The sequence below is a fragment of the Collinsella sp. BM28 genome (assembly GCF_054551995.1).
In genome coordinates this window covers 1,022,769-1,040,246 of the sequence record NZ_JBTOLJ010000001.1, presented here as the reverse complement: position 1 = coordinate 1,040,246, position 17,478 = coordinate 1,022,769, and the positions used below count along the sequence as shown (strand labels likewise).

The window sequence follows — 17,478 nt, the reverse complement described above, 5'->3', positions numbered from 1 at the left end:
ATAGAAGGGAAGGCACGGCCCGCCTCGGTATGATTCAAGTTGTCGAGACAAGAAGCATATCGGAGGTTGCCATGCCAGAACCCATCGTGACATTGAATGAAGATAGCCTCAGGTCCGATCTGCGCGAACTGGCCAGGAAGACGGTCGAGGACGCCCTGAACGGCCTGCTCGAGGCGGAGGCCGACGACCTTGTCGGGGCCGAGCGCCACGGGCGCACCGCCGAGCGGGAGGCTTACCGCGCCGGCCACTACGACCGCGGCCTGACGACGAGCTCGGGCGAGGTGACCGTCCGCATGCCCAAGCTCAAGGGCGCGCGCCTCGCGACGGCGGCCATCGAGCGCCACCGCAGGCGGGAGTCCTCCGTCGAGGAGGCGATGATCGAGATGCACCTCGCCGGGGTCTCGACCAGGAGGATCGAGGACGTCTCCGAGATCCTCTGGGGGTCGAGCGTCTCCGCCGCGACCGTCCCCGACCTCGACGAGAAGGCGTTCGCCTCGGCCGGGGAGTGGCGGAACCGCCCGCCCGGGCGCGCCCACCCCTACGCCTGCGTCGACGGCATACACCTGAAGCGCAGCCGGGGAGGCGCCCACGGGAACGTCGCCGTCATGGTGGCCATCGGCGTCAACGACGACGGCTACCGCGAGGTCATCGGCGCCGCCGAGGGCTTCACCGAGTCCTCGGAGTGCTGGCGGGAATTCCTGTCCTGGCCGCGGCCCCGAGGCCTTCACGGCGTGCGGACGGTCGTCGGCGACAAGGCGTCAGGCATGGTCGGCTCGATCGCGGAGGTGCTCCCCGATGCCGCCCACCGGCGCTGCGCCGTGCACTTCTACCGCAACGTGCTCGCCCGCGTGCCGAAGCCCGGGCGCGCCGCGGTCGCGGCCATGCTCAAGGCGGTCCACGCCATGGAGTCGCGCGAGGCCGCCGAGGCAAAGGCGCTCGCGGTCGCGGACGAGCTCGAGCGGATGCGGCTCGGTGAGGCCGCCAGGGTCGTCCGCGAAGGCTCCCCCGAGACCCTGGCGTACACGGCCTTCCCCCGCGAGCACTGGCGCCGTATCCGCACCAACAACGCGATCGAGCGCCTGAACCGCGAGATCCGCAGGCGGACCCGCGTGGTGGGCACCTTTCCCGACGGCAGGTCGGCCCTCATGCTCGTCACCGCGAGGCTCAAGTACGTCGCGGAGAGCGAATGGGGATCCCGCCGCTATCTGGACGTGACGCTGCTCGACGAGTAGCCGTACCGGATGGCGGGCCTATGGGGCTGTCGGAAAGTGCGCAAGAATCTTGACGGTACCAGACGTTGAAGCATCTAGATGATTGAGTGGCAACCGATGAATTGAGCAACTTGGCCTCCATTCTTAAGAGAATGCGATGCAAGTGAGTGCTGCACTTAGTTGGTACCGACCCACAAAAACGGTACCGATGCACTGCATATACGGTACCGGAAGAGAGAGGCACTATCTGGTATGGCTGCTCGTCCAGCACGCTGATCATTTGACTATAGTTCTTTAGGTCCGATATCAGTCTTGGGCGTGTCGACATCTAAATCGATTTCAGTGGATGACCGTGTCATTTCTTTTTCGCCAGCTATCGCTGGGGACGATGATGGGAAAATGGTTAATAGGAATTGATTTTAAGCAGAATTTTGTAATGCCATACTGGCATCGTGTGAATAGGGGGTTGTTGTGGACACTGACGTCCCAATTACAAAGTGCATCGACGATCGGCTTGGACGAGTTGGTATTGCTCGGCACATTGCCGACATGCTAATCGGGGCACCTGCGGACCACTCGATTGTCTTCGGACTTTCGGGATCATGGGGTTCGGGAAAAACGTCAGTGCTCAACATGGTGGGCGAACTTCTCAGTGAGGCTAGCGACCCGCCCGTTGTAGTTCGCTTCGATCCCTGGAACTATCCTGCCGGCTCCGATCTGGTAACACCGTTTCTTACTTCATTGGCTTCCGAAATACGAAAATATAACCTTAAAAGCCGTATGAAGAAGCGTGCTGAGGAGGCTCTTGAGGCGATTGCTGACTATGTGGACGCCTTGAAGCCGGTGACCCCTCGAGGTATGAGTTCGCTGGTTAATTTGGTGCAAGTGCGTCTTGCCAGGAAAAAGAGAAAGGAGGAGAGAAAAACTCTGGCAGAGCTGAAAGAGCAGATTGGTGATAGCTTGCTGTCGCTGCACCTACGCGTTGTTATCATGATCGACGATCTTGATCGCCTGTCCAACGACACGGTGTGCTCGATTTTTCAGCTTGTTGCAGCTGTCGCCGATTTTTCGCGGGTAAGCTACCTGCTCGCTTACGATCGCAGCAATATTCTGCGCGCGCTTCGTGCCGTGCAGCAATGCGACGGGGATGAGTACCTTGAGAAAATCATCCAGGTGCCTCTTGAGCTGCCGGAGCCTGCTGTCGGCGCCCTTTCAGCAATGCTTCAAGAGGGTGTGGAGAGGGTTGTGTCCCACGTTCAGCTCAGCCGCAGCGAGCTGAAGCGTGTTGGTTTATCAGTCAATGATGCGACTTCGAGGGTTCGTACCGTGCGCGATGTGCGACGTATCCTGAATCTATTTGAGGCCGATTGGCGGGCGTCTGTGGAGAAGGTTGCTCCAGGCGACCTGTTGAGCATGTCTGTGCTGCGCATCGTATATCCCAAGATTTTGCCATGGATTAGGACTCAGGCTCCAGGGTTGAGCGGGGGCACAGGGGGAGGCTATCTGGTTTCGGACGCTGAGCGGTGCAAGAAGCAATACCTAGAGGCACTTGGCGAGCTGCTTGGAGATTGCGGTAAAGCTGATGATGCCCTGAGGTTGCTAGCGGCAGTTTTCCCCCGTGTTGCAAATGCATGCGGACTGCATGCCGTGAGTGTATCTGAGGCCAAGCTTAAGATTGATCGCAGGATCGCATGTCCGGAGATTTTGAGAAACTACCTGTCTGGGAGCATGGAAGCATACGCTTTTCCGCGTGAGTTGGCGATAGCATTGTTGCATTCTGGCTCAGTAGACGAGCTTAAGGCCATTTTGGACGAAGGATCGAATGATGTTGCCTCAACGCTTGTCGCAGTTGCGGGTGAGACTGCGGCCGATATGAATGAAGACCGGCGTTCTACCTTTGCGCGGGCGATTATTAGAAGCAGCCCGGGGGAATCTGACGGGGCCGGACTGCTTTCATTGCCGTTCTATCGTTACGAGAGCTGTCTTGAGAAGTTCTTTTCTGCTATGGGAGAGGGTGCGGCGAGTGAACTATTCGCCTCCGAGATAAAGGGTTTGGATTTTTCGCATTTGGCTAAAATGGCACACTTTGTTAACGGGCAAGAGCTTGCCTACGGAAGACTGGCAGGCAAAAGCGAAAAGCCGAGCGAGCAGCTGATTTCGCTTGCGTGTTTGAAGCGGGTTGAGCGGAGTATTGCCCAGACTCTTTGTGATGCGCAGCTTTCTGTTGAGTATTTGGCCATAGAAGGTTCTCGGATGCTGCTGTATCTGTGGAGCTGTTTTGATCAAAGAGCGTATGCCGCGCGCGTAACTGAGGGGTTGCTTCTTGATCCGCTGGCCTATCTTCTTTATGCAAGTTATCAATTGGGCCTCTATCATTCGGCTGGCGAAACTGGATGGGCTTTTCCGGTCGATTTTGACAACGATATCTCCATGGAACGGGTGCTCGACAGCTTTGATGGCGCGCTGCGTAGCGACGCATTTTGGACGCTCGGTCAGAGCGTAAAGCTTAAGCTCGCTGGCTTGAGGATTTGCGTGGAGCGTCTGCTGGAAGGTGCTGTCTCGTATTCCGAGGCCAGCGCCTCCTATGAGCAGTGCGAGAAGTTGCTAGATCAGTGGACGGAGCGGTATGCCGAAGGGCGGGGCTAGGCATATGTGCGTGACCGCCTCCGCTGCTATCCGTCATGGACCGTCGCCTCTATAGGGTTCGATGTGCGTTAACGCAGGCCGAGTGCAGTGCTACTCTGGTTGACGCCGTTAGGTAAATTAGCATGGAATGATTCTTTGATTAGTAATTCCACCTGGTAACGCGAGTTCTGATTTGCCTCATACAATTGCCCAAACAGCAAGAGAGGCGAAGGCCCGCAAGCTCGGACCGCACTGCTTTTCCTAAACTGTCTTCAGCTTCTGGCTGCGGTGGTAGAATTGCTTGCATGTCGGATGATACTAAGAAGCACACAGCATGGAGCATGGATAACGCTCTCGAGATTATTTCGAGCGCCAATGCCTATCTGCGTCTTTCCGCTTACCGGGTGCTTTTCCAGCGCCATGAGAACGGCGCTGACGCCGGAAAGTTCGTGAGCCGCGATTTCGGGGATCTCTTGGACGTGAGTTCTCTCGACGAAGTTCTTCGTGATGCGTTTTGCCTCATGGCGAAGGATGTCGAGCGCGCAGTAGGGGCATGGTTAGTGTCCGAGGCCGCTGGACGTGGGGAGGATGGCTATGGGATTGTCGCCGACTTCGTGTCCTCTCCGCTGCATGGCTTCCGCGATGGGCTTGGGCGCGCCCTCGTATCGCGTTCTCGGGTGGATGAGTACGCGGAGCCGCCGATCGATCACTACCGGGACGCCATTCCCGTATGGGTATCGCTGGAAGTGGAGCCGTTCGGGACGATGCTTGCCTTTTATCTCTTCTGCGTTGAGTGCTTGACGCGGTCGCTGGCCTCCGTCCCCTGATGGATGGCGCGATCGTGCTCTATGGGATACAGAATCCCCTCGTGTCCCATCTTACGTTTCTTGCGATGGTCCTTGAAGCGGCACAAGGCTGATGCCAAGATGAGCACAGATGCAATAACCTCCGAGGTTCTGTAGGGGCCGGTCTTTTCGGGGACTGGCTCTAGTTATTTACGGGCATTCAATTGATGCCTTCCGCCCAATTCTCAATAACCATGTTGGAAATCAAGGTACTGTCGACTGGCAAGCGCTTGGCTTTGAGCATGCTGCGACTATTCTTTAAGCAGCGGTATTGACGTGGTGACCTCACGGGGCCCGCTTCCGCGAGAGACGGCTGTCCTTACGGGGATGGTCGTCTTTTTTCTAGGGAGGCCATGTGGGCAAGCCGTTTCTGGCCATTGAGGAGCAAATTGAGCTTCTGAAGAGACGAGGTGTTTCTCGTACCGAGGGTGAGCGTTGCGCCTTGATGCGCGAAGGCTAATATTCAATCATCAACGGTTACAAGGAACCGTTCCTCGAGCCGGTTGTGACCAAGGACGAACTAAATGACCGCTATAAAGGTGGCACTTCATTTGACGATATCTTTGCCCTGTTCACATTCGATCGCTCTCTGCAACGCCTTGACATTTGGCAATATTCAGCATTTCTTCAATTTGATGAAACCCAATGAAAAGGTCTCTGTGTGCAAGATGATTGCGGAGAGCATTGGAAGAAAAGGAAGCAAGCTGCTCGGGTATTTTGATGTCGATGAAGCTCGAGTCTCTCTGGAGGTCCTTGTTAAGTTCCGCAATCTCTGCGCCCATGATGAGCGTCTATATTGCGCGCATGTTGGAGCCCGCAAGAACGTCGGGTATAGCAAGATGATTTGGATGCTCGAACGTTTTCTTACAGAAGAAGAGTTCTATGGGTTCTTGCGCGATGTAACGGATCTTGTAGGGAATTATTTAGAGGTAAACGCTGCGGGGGTCCACTTGCTGGATGATCTTGGATTTCCGGAGATGCTGTCCAAAATGCAGCAGAGAATCGATGCGCATTAGGATGTTTGCCTCGGGGTGGGATTGGCTGTCTTATGAGGCAGCGCTGAGTCCCTTCATGGCGACATGAGGGATGATTTTGTATGAGCCTGCCTGCCTGCGGGTCACGAAGATGCGGGGCGTCCTGTGATTATGCTGCGGGTCGGGGCGATAATCATATCGGCAACACGAGCGCAGGCAGAGAGGACCTCATGGCAGACATCACCTTCGAGCCTTCCCGCATCGTCGTCACCGGCGGCTGCGGCTTCATCGGCAGCAACTTCGTCCACCATGTGGTGCGCGAGCACCCCGGCGTGCACGTCACCGTGCTGGACAAGCTCACCTATGCCGGCAACCCCGAGAACATCGCGGGGCTGCCCGCCGACCGCGTGGAGCTCGTGGTCGGCGACATCTGCGACGTCGCGCTGGTGGACCGCCTCGTGGCCGGGGCCGACGCCGTGGTGCACTACGCCGCCGAGTCCCACAACGACAACTCCATCGCCGACCCCTCGCCCTTCCTGGAGACCAACGTGCGCGGCACCTACACCCTGATCGAGGCGTGCCGCAGGCACGGCGTGCGCTACCACCACGTCTCCACCGACGAGGTCTACGGCGACCTGGCGCTGGACGACCCGGCCCGCTTCACCGAGGAGACCCCGTATAGGCCTTCCAGCCCCTACAGCTCCACCAAGGCGGCTTCCGACATGCTCGTGCGCGCCTGGGTGAGGACCTTCGGCATGAAGGCCACCATCTCCAACTGCTCAAACAACTACGGGCCCTACCAGCACGTGGAGAAGTTCATCCCCAGGCAGGTGACCAACCTGATCGACGGGGTGCGCCCGAAGCTCTACGGCGACGGCCGCAACGTCCGCGACTGGATCCACACCGAGGACCACAGCTCCGCCGTGTGGCGCATCCTCACTCGCGGCCGCATCGGCGAGACCTACCTCATCGGCGCCGACGGCGAGCGCGACAACCTGGCCGTCCTGCGCGAGATCCTGCGCGCCTTCGGCCGCGATGCCGACGACTTCGACTGGGTCCGCGACCGCCCCGGCCACGACCGGCGCTACGCCATCGACTCGACCAAGCTCCGCCGCGAGCTGGGCTGGGAGCCCTCCCACACCGACTTTGCCGCCGGCCTGGCGGAGACGATCGCCTGGTACCGAGACAACGAGGCCTGGTGGCGCCCGGCCAAGGAGGCCACCGAGGCGAGGTACAAAGCGCAGGGGCAGTAGGGGAGGTGAGTCCGGCTGCGCGCCCGAGCAGGTGGACCGCTACGGCGTCATCGCCGGCGGCTTCGTGGGCACCCTCGAGGGCTGCGAGGGAGCGGGGGAGACCGAGCCCGGCTCCGTGTGGCGCATCGGCGGCCTGGTGGAGAAGCCGAGCCCCGAGGCGGCGCCCTCGAACCTCTACATCGTGGGCCGCTACCTGCTCTCCCCGCTCGTGATGGAGCTCCTCGCCAACCAGCAGCCCGGCAAGGGCGGCGAGATCCAGCTCACCGACGCCATGGCGCGCAGCCTGGACCGCGAGGCCATGTACGCCGTCGTCATCGACCCTCTGTCCGGCTACGACACCGGCACCCCCTCCGGCTGGATCGCCACCAACGCCTTCATGGCCGCGTCCGACCCCCGCTTCGCCGGCGAGTTCTGGGCGGCCGCCGACGAGCGCGGCGGCTTGGAGCGCTAACGTTTATTCTTGCTTTTGGTACCCATCGTCAAGCTTCGCATGGTGGACGGGAGACTCTCCGGTCAATAATATTTCGCATTTGGAGGAGGGGATTGAAGCAAGCTCACGCACAAGACTAAGTTTTGGATCTCGGTTGTCTTGGCGATCGGAGCATTTGCTAGCATATTCGTTCTTGCCTACTGCGCGGCGGTCGCCCCGGTATCGCTTGCCAAGATGACTCTCAAGCACACTCCGTTCATGGGGGGTATGCAGCCTAGCCGGGTGTCTCGCGTCATCGGTGCAGGTCGATTCGCCGGTTTCGTATCGGTGTTGTTGATGTTCACTGAGAACTGGTCCGAAGGGACTGCGGTGGAGAACTTGGACCAAAGGAGTTCAAGGAGGCCATCGCATGGCATACAGCGAGGAGCAGAGAAGGAGCGCCCTCGAGACATTCATCAGGTTCGACCATAGCTATGCTGACACAATTGCCGAGCTGGGGTATCCCAACCGGGGGACGCTCAGGGGCTGGTGGAGGGAATACGAGAGGACCGGCGTGGTGCCTGTCCGGAAGTCCGTCTCCGACCCGACATACACCGACGCGATGAAGCGCGCCGCGGTCGACTATTACCTCGGCCATGGCAGGAGCCTGGCACGGACGGCGAGGGCGCTCGGCTATCCCAAGAGCCGCCAGCTGCTCGGCGAGTGGATCGACGAATATGCGCCGGGCCAGAGGAAACGCAGGGGCCCGAGCCCGGATCGGGGCCCCGTGCCCCTGGAAAGGAAGGTGCAGGTGGTCGCGGAGCTCGAGGCCAGGACGGGCACGGCGGCGGAGGTCGCCGAGCGGAACGGCGTGTCGCGGACCGCGCCTTACGCATGGCGCAGGGAGATCATGGGCCATAATGGAGGGAGACACCAGGAGAAAGGGCTTCCCGTGGCCAAGGAGATCGACGAGCTTCCCGACGACATCGGGCAGCTGCAGGACATGCTGAGAGAGGCGAAGGCGCGCCTCAGACAGGTGCAGCTCGAGCTGGACGTGCGCGAGGCGACCCTCGAGATCGTAAAAAAAGACCCGGGCACCGACCCGAACCGGCTGACGAACAGGGAGAAGGCGTCGATGGTGGAGGCGCTGAGGGGGAGGTGGAGCCTCCGGGAGCTGCTGGCCGCCGTGGGCATGGCCAAGAGCAGCTATGAGTACGCGAAGGGGGCCCTGGCCAGGGGCGAGGGCCCGGAGCGCGCCGCCGCCCGGGAGGCCGTCAGGGCCGCATTCGAGGAGAGCGGCGGGACCTACGGATACAGGCGCATATATGCGCAGGTCAACTCCGGGGCCGGGCCGGATGCGGGGATCGGCGAGTGGACCGTGCGCAGCATCATGAGGCAGGAGGGCCTCGCCGCCCGCGCGCCCAAGAGGAGGAGGCGCTACAGCTCCTATGCGGGCGAGATATCGGAGGCCCCCGGCAACCTGCTGAGGGACGAGGATGGGAAGCACCATTTCGGCGCGAACAGGCCAAACGAGCTGTGGGTCACCGACGTGACGGAGTTCCGCATCCCGGCAGGGAAGGTGTACCTGTCGCCCATCGTGGACTGCTTCGACGGCATGCCGATCAGCTGGTCGTCGTCCACCTCCCCCGACGCCGAGATGGCGAACTCCTCGCTGCTGGAGGCATGCAGGCAGCTGCGCGAGGGCGAGCATCCCAAGGTGCACAGCGACCGCGGCTGCCACTACCGCTGGCCCGGCTGGCTGAGGATATGCGAGGAGCATGGGCTGGTGAGGTCGATGTCCAGGAAGGGGTGCAGCCCGGACAACGCGAGGGCGGAGGGCTTCTTCGGGAGGCTCAAGGTGGAGTTCTTCTATGGGCAGGACTGGTCCGGGGTGACCATGGAGGAGTTCATGGGCAGGCTCGATGCCTACCTGTCGTGGTACCGTGACGGGAGGCTCAAGAGCAATCTGGGCTACATGAGCCCGGCGCAGTACCGTCGGAGCCTGGGACTTGCAGCGTAGGGAACGGTCCAACTTTTCCGCCGCAGCCCCGAATGGTCGCTGCTTTTTGAGCATCGTGGTCACTGAGAATCGAGCAGAAAGAGCACAAGATATCGTATTTTCCGCTTGTGATCTATGGGCTCGAGGCCGGTTCCGCTCTGCGGCTTGCGGAACCGGCCTCAGCGGGATGCGTTGCGCTATTTGAGCGTCTTGCGCACTGGAAGCCTAGCGCGTTTGCTTCTTACTGCTGCGGGGGCGCTTCCTGTTCTTGCGATGAGGGTGGGGTCTTTTCCTCATGCTTCGCACTGACGAAGGCTTGGGCTTGGGCCTCTCGGTAGGGTCGGTCTTGTCATGGCGGGGGCTCATATTGAGGGAGGGGGCCTCATCGGGCTCTGGACACGCAGTATCCATGCGGTGCCTCCAGGTCCTCAGCGTCCTCACTGCAGCGCGGATAAGATCGGTCAGGCCATCGAAAATGTCGACGAAATGTCTGACAATCTTAGCCCCGCATTTTGCAAGCAGCAGGGCTGCTGCGGTGTAAGCAATGACGGGAACGAGCACGTCGTTGATGACGGTGTTGGCATCTCCTGATGCAAAGGTTACGATAGAAACAGCAATGATTGCCTCCGAGCTTACGGCACGGAGGCAAGTTCGTTTCCACAGCATGGCAAGTCCTTTCGAGGGAGAGGAGGGGTGTTGCACAATGCAAGTCGTACGCTAAAAACAACGGGCCTCCTTCCAGTCGACGACATGTTCGGCGATGATCGGCGGGGCTCGTTGGGCCCATCCGAATAACAGGAAGCGTTGCGACCGCCCGCGTCCATCGAGTTGACCGCCCGTACTTCCTGTGCCGCTCAATAACGTTTATAGCCCCATTGCTTACATCGCGTACCGGTCAGTCTTAACGAGTCGATAAGTGGCGTTCCTGCCGCTCAGACGGTGGAGGTGCCATTTGCGGGTTATGTGGCATTGGGTTGTTAAAGGGGTGTTAAAAAGGTAACTCAGCGGTATATTTCGCATTTGGAATTGTTGCCGTTGGTGTGCTTCATTATGGGTCGTTTTGGGAAAGTAATGCAACGTTGTCGCAGGCGGTATCGTTTTACTCGATCCAAGCAGAGCGAGGGTGACTTTTCCGTAGCGGGGTCGCTCCCTCGCTGGCGTGGCGTTGTTGTAAGGTGCCCACTGCTATTGTTGCCCTTCAAACAGCTCTCTCATGGTTGATATTAATTCTGGGATGTTGCCGAATCTTCATCGTTTTTACTTGTGCCATCATTCTGAAACAGTCGGATTGGTTTCGAGCGCGGACACATCGACTGGATGCGCATATTTGTTGGACGAGATCTCGGCTTTCGAATCCTCGCCTATACCGGATTTGAGGGAATTCGTATTTGGAGGAATGTCTTGAACAGTGAACAGTTCAAACAGGAAGCTGAGAATATAGAAATAGCTCTGAGGAGTTTGAGAGTCGAAGAGAGAGATGCGGTGATCCCATTCATGGGCTGCGTTTTTACCCAATGGGATCTATACCTTGCTTCCAGTTCTGAGTATGTGATGAGACTGATAGACGGGTTCATCCCAATGCTTAAGACGAGGAATTTCGTTTGCGTCGCACAACTCCTCAGGGCACAGGTTGGCGTTTGCCTTCGGACGCTAGCGCTATTCGTCGCGAAAGACCAAGTGGATTTTCTCAAGCAGGTGTTTCGTGGAGTGCCCGTGAACAGACTTAAAGATCGCTCTGGTAAAAATATGACCGACGGAAGACTTCAATACTTGCTAAGTGAGTTCGATCCAGAGGTGGAAGACGTGTACAAGGCAACATCTGGATTCGTCCACTTCTCAACTGATATCCTGCCGGGTATGGGTGTGCCTGGGGAGGGATGTGAAGTCGAGTTTAATTTTGGAGCGGTTCCCATCGAGAGGAACAATGCGTCTCTTGTGGGGTGCGGCAAAGCATTCTGCCACTATGCCGAACTTCACCTTCAAATGCTCCATAAGGTAATTGTCTCAGACGAATGGTACGTTGATCGTTGCCATATTGATTGCGACAGCCCTGCGGATAAAGGCACGGCAAGTGGAGATGCGTAGGATCGGGCTTCCTCGCCGAGGCGCAGTTAGCCCGCGACTCCACGGCGGCCGTCCCTTTATCGACCTCGCTTACACCAACTTTTCCGACGTGATCCGACGGCTCCATGGAGATGCGGATAATTAGGCCAATAAAGTCGGTCAGTTTTAAGATTCGAAAGATGCCGGGTTGCAGTGCAGAGTGGGAGAACAGACAACGTCTTTATGCCGATTCGTATCTTAGGCGGTCTTGCTATACGACTTTGGATGTGAGACCATAAAGCCACCGAAGGAGCGTTAGTTCCGTAGGTGTCAGATTGGCGAGGTCCGTACCTCGCCATTTTCTTACATAGGGGGTCCATGGCCGAGCGTTTAAATCTGCACATCGACGAGACCGGCAACCAGGACCTATCTGAGGGGCGCTATCTCGTCGCCGTCGTCCTTCACGACCATAGCGCCGACATCGAGGACGCCATTGCTCGATACAGGTCTCGCTTGTCGGGGGCAGGCCTGCCCGACGTGCCTTTTCACGGCAAAGACCTCCTTCACGGCAACGAGGGGTATGCCAATGTCTCCCCTGGTGATAGGAAGCGCCTGCTGACCCAATTTTCCCGCTTTGTTCGAGAGCTCCCGATCTCGTTTTTCGCACTGCGGTACGACGGCGCGACCGTCCATAACAGGAGCGAGCTCGAAGCGAGGTTGAGGCGGGACCTCGCTCTGCTCATCTTCGATAGCCTGTCGTATTTCCAGGCCTTCGATGCCATCGCCGTGTATTACGACAATGGGCAGGGCGCTGTCAGCGCGGCGCTGCATGATGCGTTGGATTTTGTGCTCGCGAAGAACGTTGCGGACTATCGGCACGCCGATCCTAATGCCCGCAGGCTTCTCCAAGTGGCGGACTACGTATGCACGGTTTTGCGCGTTTCCGAGGACTATGATGCTGGTAGGCAATCGAAGACCCATGAGCGGTTTTTCGGCAATCGCCGGAATTTCACTCAGTCGTTTAAAAAGCAGCTCGATCGAAAGGCGTTTGCGTAGGTCTCCTGTCGATACTGTGGCTGCAGACCGCTTGGAGATACCTAGAAGATGCTGGCGAGCTAACGAAACGGATCGCGTAGCGAATAGTGGTGTAAGAGCGCTTTGAAAAAAGCGCGGCCTCCATCCCAGAATCTGATTCGACCAAGAAAAGGATTTGGCGGTAGTGGAGATTGCAATGGACGCTATTCGGCGATTCGAGGGCACGATGGTCAACGGCGGCCTGGGCGCGCTCGACCACATCGTCGTTACCGGCGGCTATTTGTTTTGGGGATGTTATGCGTGAATCGTGCTTAGATGCATTCAATACTTATGTCGCTCGTTACGACGTTTCGGATGAGCGGATCGCGCTCAAGGTCGAGCACACCTATGAGGTTGCCAAGCTGTGCGCCGAGATCGCGCGAGGGGAGGGCCTGCCCCCGGCCGACGTCGACCTCGCATGGTTGTGCGGCCTGCTGCACGACATCGGTCGGTTCGAGCAGCTGTGCCAATGGGGGACGTTCAGCGACGCGGACTCATGCAGCCATGCGGCGCTTGGGATCCAGGTGCTCAAGGACGAGATGGGAAGCTTCACTCGCGATCCGGAATGGGCGCACATCATCGAGCGCGCCGTCGCCCTGCACAGCGACTTTAGGCTCCCATCGGACCTGGGCGCTCGCGAGCGCCTCTTTTGCACCATCACGCGGGACGCCGACAAGGTGGATATCCTGCGTGTGTTCAACCAATCGAGCTGCGGGGCGGTGTTGGGTATCGATCCCGCCGAGTTCTCGCGCGGGGAGATCTCCGACACGGCGTTCGGAGCGTTCGGCGAGCGCCGGTGCCTTGCGCGCGATGAGCGCCCCGGGTCGCTCGACGGCCTCGTGGGCGCCGTCTGCCTGGCCTTCGAGCTCGAGTTGCCCGCGTCCCGCACGGCCCTGGGGGATAGGGGATACCTGGAGGCACTCCTGCGCGAGCCCTTCGGCCTGAGCCCGCATTTCGACTCCGAGCTTACCCAGCGCCGCTGGGACGCCATCTGCGATGTGATGCAGTGCCTTCCGTCTAATTCCCGCTCTGATGTCGAACGTGAGGCTCCCCATGAGCGCCTCATGAACCGCCTGGGTCGTTCGGAGGCCGAGTTCGATTCCGGAGGATATGTCGACGGCAATGCCTTCTTGGACGCATTGTTGGAGCGGTTTGACGCTTAACCCGTCCATAACATGGGCAAGTTGTGCGATTGCGGCGTTGTGCTGCTGGTCTGTGGTAACATACCGACCTGTTGGTACCCTCCACTTGGATATCCGCTCCACCGGCGGCTTCCCAGTTGAGGGCGAATCGAGGCCATGGGGAGCGCATCCCGCGGTCGTTACAAGAAAGGTGAAATCATGACGATTTCCAAGGAGCGCAAGGCGGAGCTCACCGCCAAGTTCGGCAAGAACGCCCAGGACACCGGCAACTCCAAGGTTCAGGTCGCCATCCTGTCCGAGCGCATCAAGGAGCTGACCGAGCACATGAAGTCCCACCAGAAGGACTTCCACACCCGCCGCGGCCTGCTCATGCTCGTCGGTAAGCGTCGTCGTCTTCTCTCCTACATCAAGAAGAACGACATCAACGAGTACCGTGAGCTCATCGCCGAGCTTGGTATCCGCGACAACATCCAGTAAGTCGTGCATGCAGGGGCGTCCGCTGGGCGCCCTTTTTCATGTTGGGCTACTATCCCGGCGATAGGGGTCCGGGCCGGCGCCGATGCGCCGTCCAAAAGGGGAGAGGGCCTACTGCGCCCGCCCCGCAACCGATCGGCGGGAGGGTCCCGCCGACCCTGAGAAGCCCGCGCGCAAGGGGCGCGTGGGGATAGGAGTAAGAATGACACTCGTAAGCAAGACCTTTGACCTGTTCGGCAAGACGTACGTGCTTGAGGCCGGCGAGCTCGCCAAGCAGGCCACCGGCGCCGCGCTGGTCAAGCAGGGCGACTCCACCGTGCTCACCACGGTCGTCGTCTCCAAGGAGCGCAAGAACTACGACTTCTTCCCGTTGACCGTCGACTTCAACGAGAAGATGTACGCAGCCGGTCGCATCCCGGGCGGCTACCTCAAGCGCGAGGGACGTCCCTCCGAGAAGGCCACCCTCACCGCCCGCATGATCGACCGCCCGATCCGCCCGTCCTTCCCGGACGGCTTCCGCAACGAGGTCCAGGTCGTCGCCACCTCCCTCGTGGCCGACCAGAAGAACCCCGTCGACGTGATCTGCGTCATGGGCGCCTCGCTTGCCATGACGCTCGGCGGTGTGCCGTTCGAGGGCCCGCTGGCTTGCGTGCGCATCGGCCGCGACAAGGAGACCGGCGAGTTCATCGTCAACCCCACTTATGAGGAGCGCGAGAACTCCGACCTCGACCTCGAGCTCGCGGGCACCCGCGACTTCATCTCCATGGTCGAGGCCGGCGCCGAGGAGGTGTCCGAGGAGGACATGCTCGCCGCCATGCAGTTTGGCCAGGAGGCCATCGGCGCCTTCTGCGACGCCCAGCTCGAGTTCGTGGCCGAGTGGGAGCAGGTTAACGGGGCGATTGTGAAGCGCGAGTACCCGCTGGACCAGCCGGTCGAGGAGGTCCACGACCGCATCTTCGCCCACTACGACGAGATGGCCGCGGCTCTCCGCGACGCCGACAAGCTCGCTCGCCAGGATAAGGTCGCCGAGCTTAAGGAGGCCATCAAGGCCGAGTTCACCGAGGAGGAGCAGGTCGCTTGGGAGCGCGAGATCCCGGTGAACCTCAAGAAACTCGAGAAGACCGCCATGCGCCGCATGGTCGTCGAGACCGGTGAGCGCGTCGACGGCCGCACCGCCGCCGAGATCCGCCCCATCATGGTCAAGGGCGACTATCTGCCCCTGGTTCACGGTTCCGGCCTGTTCCAGCGCGGCCAGACCCAGGTGCTCTCCGTACTCTCGCTCGGCATGCTCAACGAGGGTCAGCGCCTCGACACCATCGAGCCCGTCGATGGCAAGCGCTACATGCACCACTACAACTTCCCGCCCTACTGCACCGGCGAGACCGGCCGCATGGGCACGCCTAAGCGCCGCGAGATCGGCCACGGCAACCTGGCCGAGCGAGCCCTGATCCCGGTCCTGCCCGATGAGAACGAGTTCCCCTACGCCATCCGCGTGGTGTCCGAGGTCATGGAGTCTAACGGCTCCTCTTCGATGGCTTCCACCTGCGGCAGCTGCCTGGCTCTCATGGACGGCGGCGTGCCGATCAAGCGCCCCGTCTCCGGTATTGCCATGGGCCTCATCCAGGAGGAGGGCAAGACCGTCGTCCTGTCCGATATCCAGGGCCTCGAGGACTTCCTGGGCGACATGGACTTCAAGGTCACCGGCACTGAGAAGGGCATCACCGCGCTGCAGATGGACAATAAGGCCACCGGCCTGACGTTCGATATCCTGCGTACCGCCCTCGAGCAGGCCAAAGAGGGCCGCGCCTACGTCCTCGACAAGATGCTCGAGGTTGTGCCCTGCCCGCGCGAGGATACCCGTTCTTCTGCGCCTAAGATCCAGACCATCACGATCCCCACCGACAACATCCGCGACGTCATCGGCAAGGGTGGCGAGACCATCCGCGGCATTCAGGATGAGACCGGCGCTTCTATCGACATCCACGAGGATGGTACCGTGTACGTCGGTGGCGTTGGCGAGTCTGTGGCCGCTGCCATCGAGCGCATCGAGCTCATCGTCAAGGTTCCCGAGGTGGGCGAGGAGTACACGGGTCGCGTTGTCTCCATCCAGCCTTTCGGCGCCTTCGTGAACCTGCTGCCCGGTAAGGATGGCCTGCTGCACATCTCCCGGGTTGCCCAGGGCCGTGTTGAGAAGGTCGAGGACGTCCTGAACGTCGGAGACGAGGTCAAGGTCAAGGTTATCGAGATCGACGACCGCGGCAAGATCTCCCTGGATCGCCTTGAGAAGCCCGAGGCCCCGGCTGGATCCGGCCGCGGTGAGGGCGAAGGCCGCGCCGAGCGCCGCGAGCGCGGTGACCGTCCGGGCCGTGGTGCCCGCGACACCGGTGCTCGTGGATTTGACCGTCCCGCCCGTCGCGAGCGTGGCGACCGTCCGCGTCGTCCCGGTGACAACGGTGGCCGTGCCCCGCGTCGTCACCACGAGGCTGAGTAGCGACTCGTTCGATTTCGTCGAATTTGCATAGTGCGATTATGGGCCCGGGGATAAACCCCCGGGCCCATATTGTGTGTGGTGTGGTTCAGTATGTAGACGGCCGTAACTGAATAAGCAGGGGCTCTCTTCAGGTTTCGCGCAATGCCTCAACAAGAACGGATCAAAATTTGCGATTCGTCACGCCTGTGCTTACAAAAATCGACTATGTGTACCTTGCGGGGTTCCATGGTTCGCTTTTTGTTCTTGATTGCTCCAAAGTTGGAAGAAAATAATGAACATCTGTTAGAGAAAACCGCAAATTGAAGGGTCGTTTTGACTCCGTCGATGGGAAAGTCGTACGACTTGAATGGATCTATCCGGCCTTCTCTCTCTGAACCGTGTCGAAATGGTACACATTGTCGATTTTTGTAAGTGAAACAATCGAAGCAACATCTCTCTTTGGTCCCAAAGTGAATTCGAGGCTTAGATACTGGCCTGTTTTTCCTTCAGATGACTGGCCAGGATCTCAAGTGCGCGCGCATAGCCGGAAAGGCCTTCACCTGTGACGCGCGCGAAGCACGCCATTCCGGCATAGGATACTTGCCGAAAGTCCTCACGCTCCTCAACGGCGGAGATGTGAACCTCAACCGAGGGGATGGCGACTGCTTTGAGGGCGTCGAGGATCGCTACGCTCGTGTGCGTGTATGCAGCAGGGTTGATTACGATGCCGTCGATGCTTCCGTATGCCTCTTGGATACGGTCAACGATTGCCCCCTCATGGTTGGACTGGAATACTTCGATTCCGTCAAAGCCAAGCTCATCGGCCGCGTCCTGGCAAATCTGCACGAGCGTTTCGTAGTTGTCCGACCCATAGATGCCTGGTTCGCGGATGCCGAGCATGTTGAGGTTCGGTCCATTAATCACGAGCGCCTTCATGGGTACATTCCCTTCTTGGACGG

13 protein-coding genes and 1 pseudogene are annotated in these 17,478 nt (G+C 59.6%); 13 read left to right on the top strand and 1 reads right to left on the bottom strand.

All coding sequences use genetic code 11. The annotated features are described in order from the left end of the window. The first annotated feature begins 71 nt into the window (after positions 1-71). The 13 genes and pseudogenes from ACX9NZ_RS04490 (at position 72) to ACX9NZ_RS04430 (ending at position 16,540) form a co-directional block, all read left to right on the top strand. Positions 72-1,232: an IS256 family transposase gene (locus tag ACX9NZ_RS04490; RefSeq protein ID WP_407496973.1), complete on the top strand. Its 1,161-nt coding sequence runs from the start codon at positions 72-74 to the stop codon at positions 1,230-1,232. 450 nt (positions 1,233-1,682) lie between these two features. After that, entirely contained in the window at positions 1,683-3,857 is a 2,175-nt protein-coding gene (locus ACX9NZ_RS04485) for a KAP family P-loop NTPase fold protein (protein ID WP_407496971.1), read from the top strand. Positions 3,858-4,177: 320 nt separating this feature from the next. Continuing rightward, the gene (locus ACX9NZ_RS04480; RefSeq protein WP_304292689.1) at positions 4,178-4,663 is read left to right on the top strand and encodes an Abi family protein; all 486 of its coding nucleotides are present in this window, start codon (positions 4,178-4,180) and stop codon (positions 4,661-4,663) included. A 523-nt stretch (positions 4,664-5,186) separates the two neighbouring features. Beyond that, on the top strand, positions 5,187-5,330 hold the full coding sequence (locus ACX9NZ_RS04475) for a hypothetical protein (protein ID WP_369680571.1): 144 nt from the start codon (positions 5,187-5,189) through the stop codon (positions 5,328-5,330). Further along, positions 5,317-5,697: an Abi family protein gene (locus ACX9NZ_RS04470; RefSeq protein ID WP_407496969.1), complete on the top strand. Its 381-nt coding sequence runs from the start codon at positions 5,317-5,319 to the stop codon at positions 5,695-5,697. Before ACX9NZ_RS04475 ends, ACX9NZ_RS04470 begins: the two co-directional genes overlap by 14 nt. A 188-nt stretch (positions 5,698-5,885) precedes the next feature. Continuing rightward, the gene (gene rfbB, locus ACX9NZ_RS04465) at positions 5,886-6,908 is read left to right on the top strand and encodes a dTDP-glucose 4,6-dehydratase (RefSeq protein ID WP_407496977.1); all 1,023 of its coding nucleotides are present in this window, start codon (positions 5,886-5,888) and stop codon (positions 6,906-6,908) included. Between the two features lie 16 nt (positions 6,909-6,924). Further along, positions 6,925-7,359: pseudogene (locus tag ACX9NZ_RS04460) on the top strand (sugar phosphate nucleotidyltransferase); the annotation flags it as partial. A gap of 388 nt (positions 7,360-7,747) precedes the next feature. Further along, positions 7,748-9,337 (top strand): IS3 family transposase, encoded by a 1,590-nt coding sequence (locus ACX9NZ_RS04455; RefSeq protein WP_407496995.1) that lies wholly within the window; start codon positions 7,748-7,750, stop codon positions 9,335-9,337. Positions 9,338-10,717: 1,380 nt separating this feature from the next. Then, positions 10,718-11,401 carry a hypothetical protein gene (locus ACX9NZ_RS04450; protein WP_302741813.1) on the top strand — a complete coding sequence of 228 codons (684 nt, stop codon included), beginning with the start codon at positions 10,718-10,720 and terminating at the stop codon, positions 11,399-11,401. Positions 11,402-11,737: 336 nt separating this feature from the next. Next, a complete protein-coding gene (locus ACX9NZ_RS04445; RefSeq protein ID WP_278540774.1) occupies positions 11,738-12,415 on the top strand; it encodes a DUF3800 domain-containing protein in 678 nt (225 codons plus the stop codon). Positions 12,416-12,690: 275 nt separating this feature from the next. Beyond that, positions 12,691-13,596, top strand: coding sequence for an HD domain-containing protein (locus ACX9NZ_RS04440; protein ID WP_118653916.1), 906 nt, complete (start codon positions 12,691-12,693; stop codon positions 13,594-13,596). Between the two features lie 177 nt (positions 13,597-13,773). After that, positions 13,774-14,052: a 30S ribosomal protein S15 gene (gene rpsO / locus ACX9NZ_RS04435; RefSeq protein ID WP_118653915.1), complete on the top strand. Its 279-nt coding sequence runs from the start codon at positions 13,774-13,776 to the stop codon at positions 14,050-14,052. Between the two features lie 199 nt (positions 14,053-14,251). Further along, positions 14,252-16,540 (top strand): polyribonucleotide nucleotidyltransferase, encoded by a 2,289-nt coding sequence (locus ACX9NZ_RS04430; RefSeq protein WP_407496363.1) that lies wholly within the window; start codon positions 14,252-14,254, stop codon positions 16,538-16,540. A gap of 462 nt (positions 16,541-17,002) precedes the next feature. Here ACX9NZ_RS04430 and aroQ read toward each other — a convergent pair whose 3' ends face one another. Next, positions 17,003-17,455, bottom strand: a complete 453-nt coding sequence (gene aroQ, locus ACX9NZ_RS04425; protein WP_407496361.1) for a type II 3-dehydroquinate dehydratase — start codon at positions 17,453-17,455, stop codon at positions 17,003-17,005. Between the last annotated feature and the right edge of the window lie 23 nt (positions 17,456-17,478).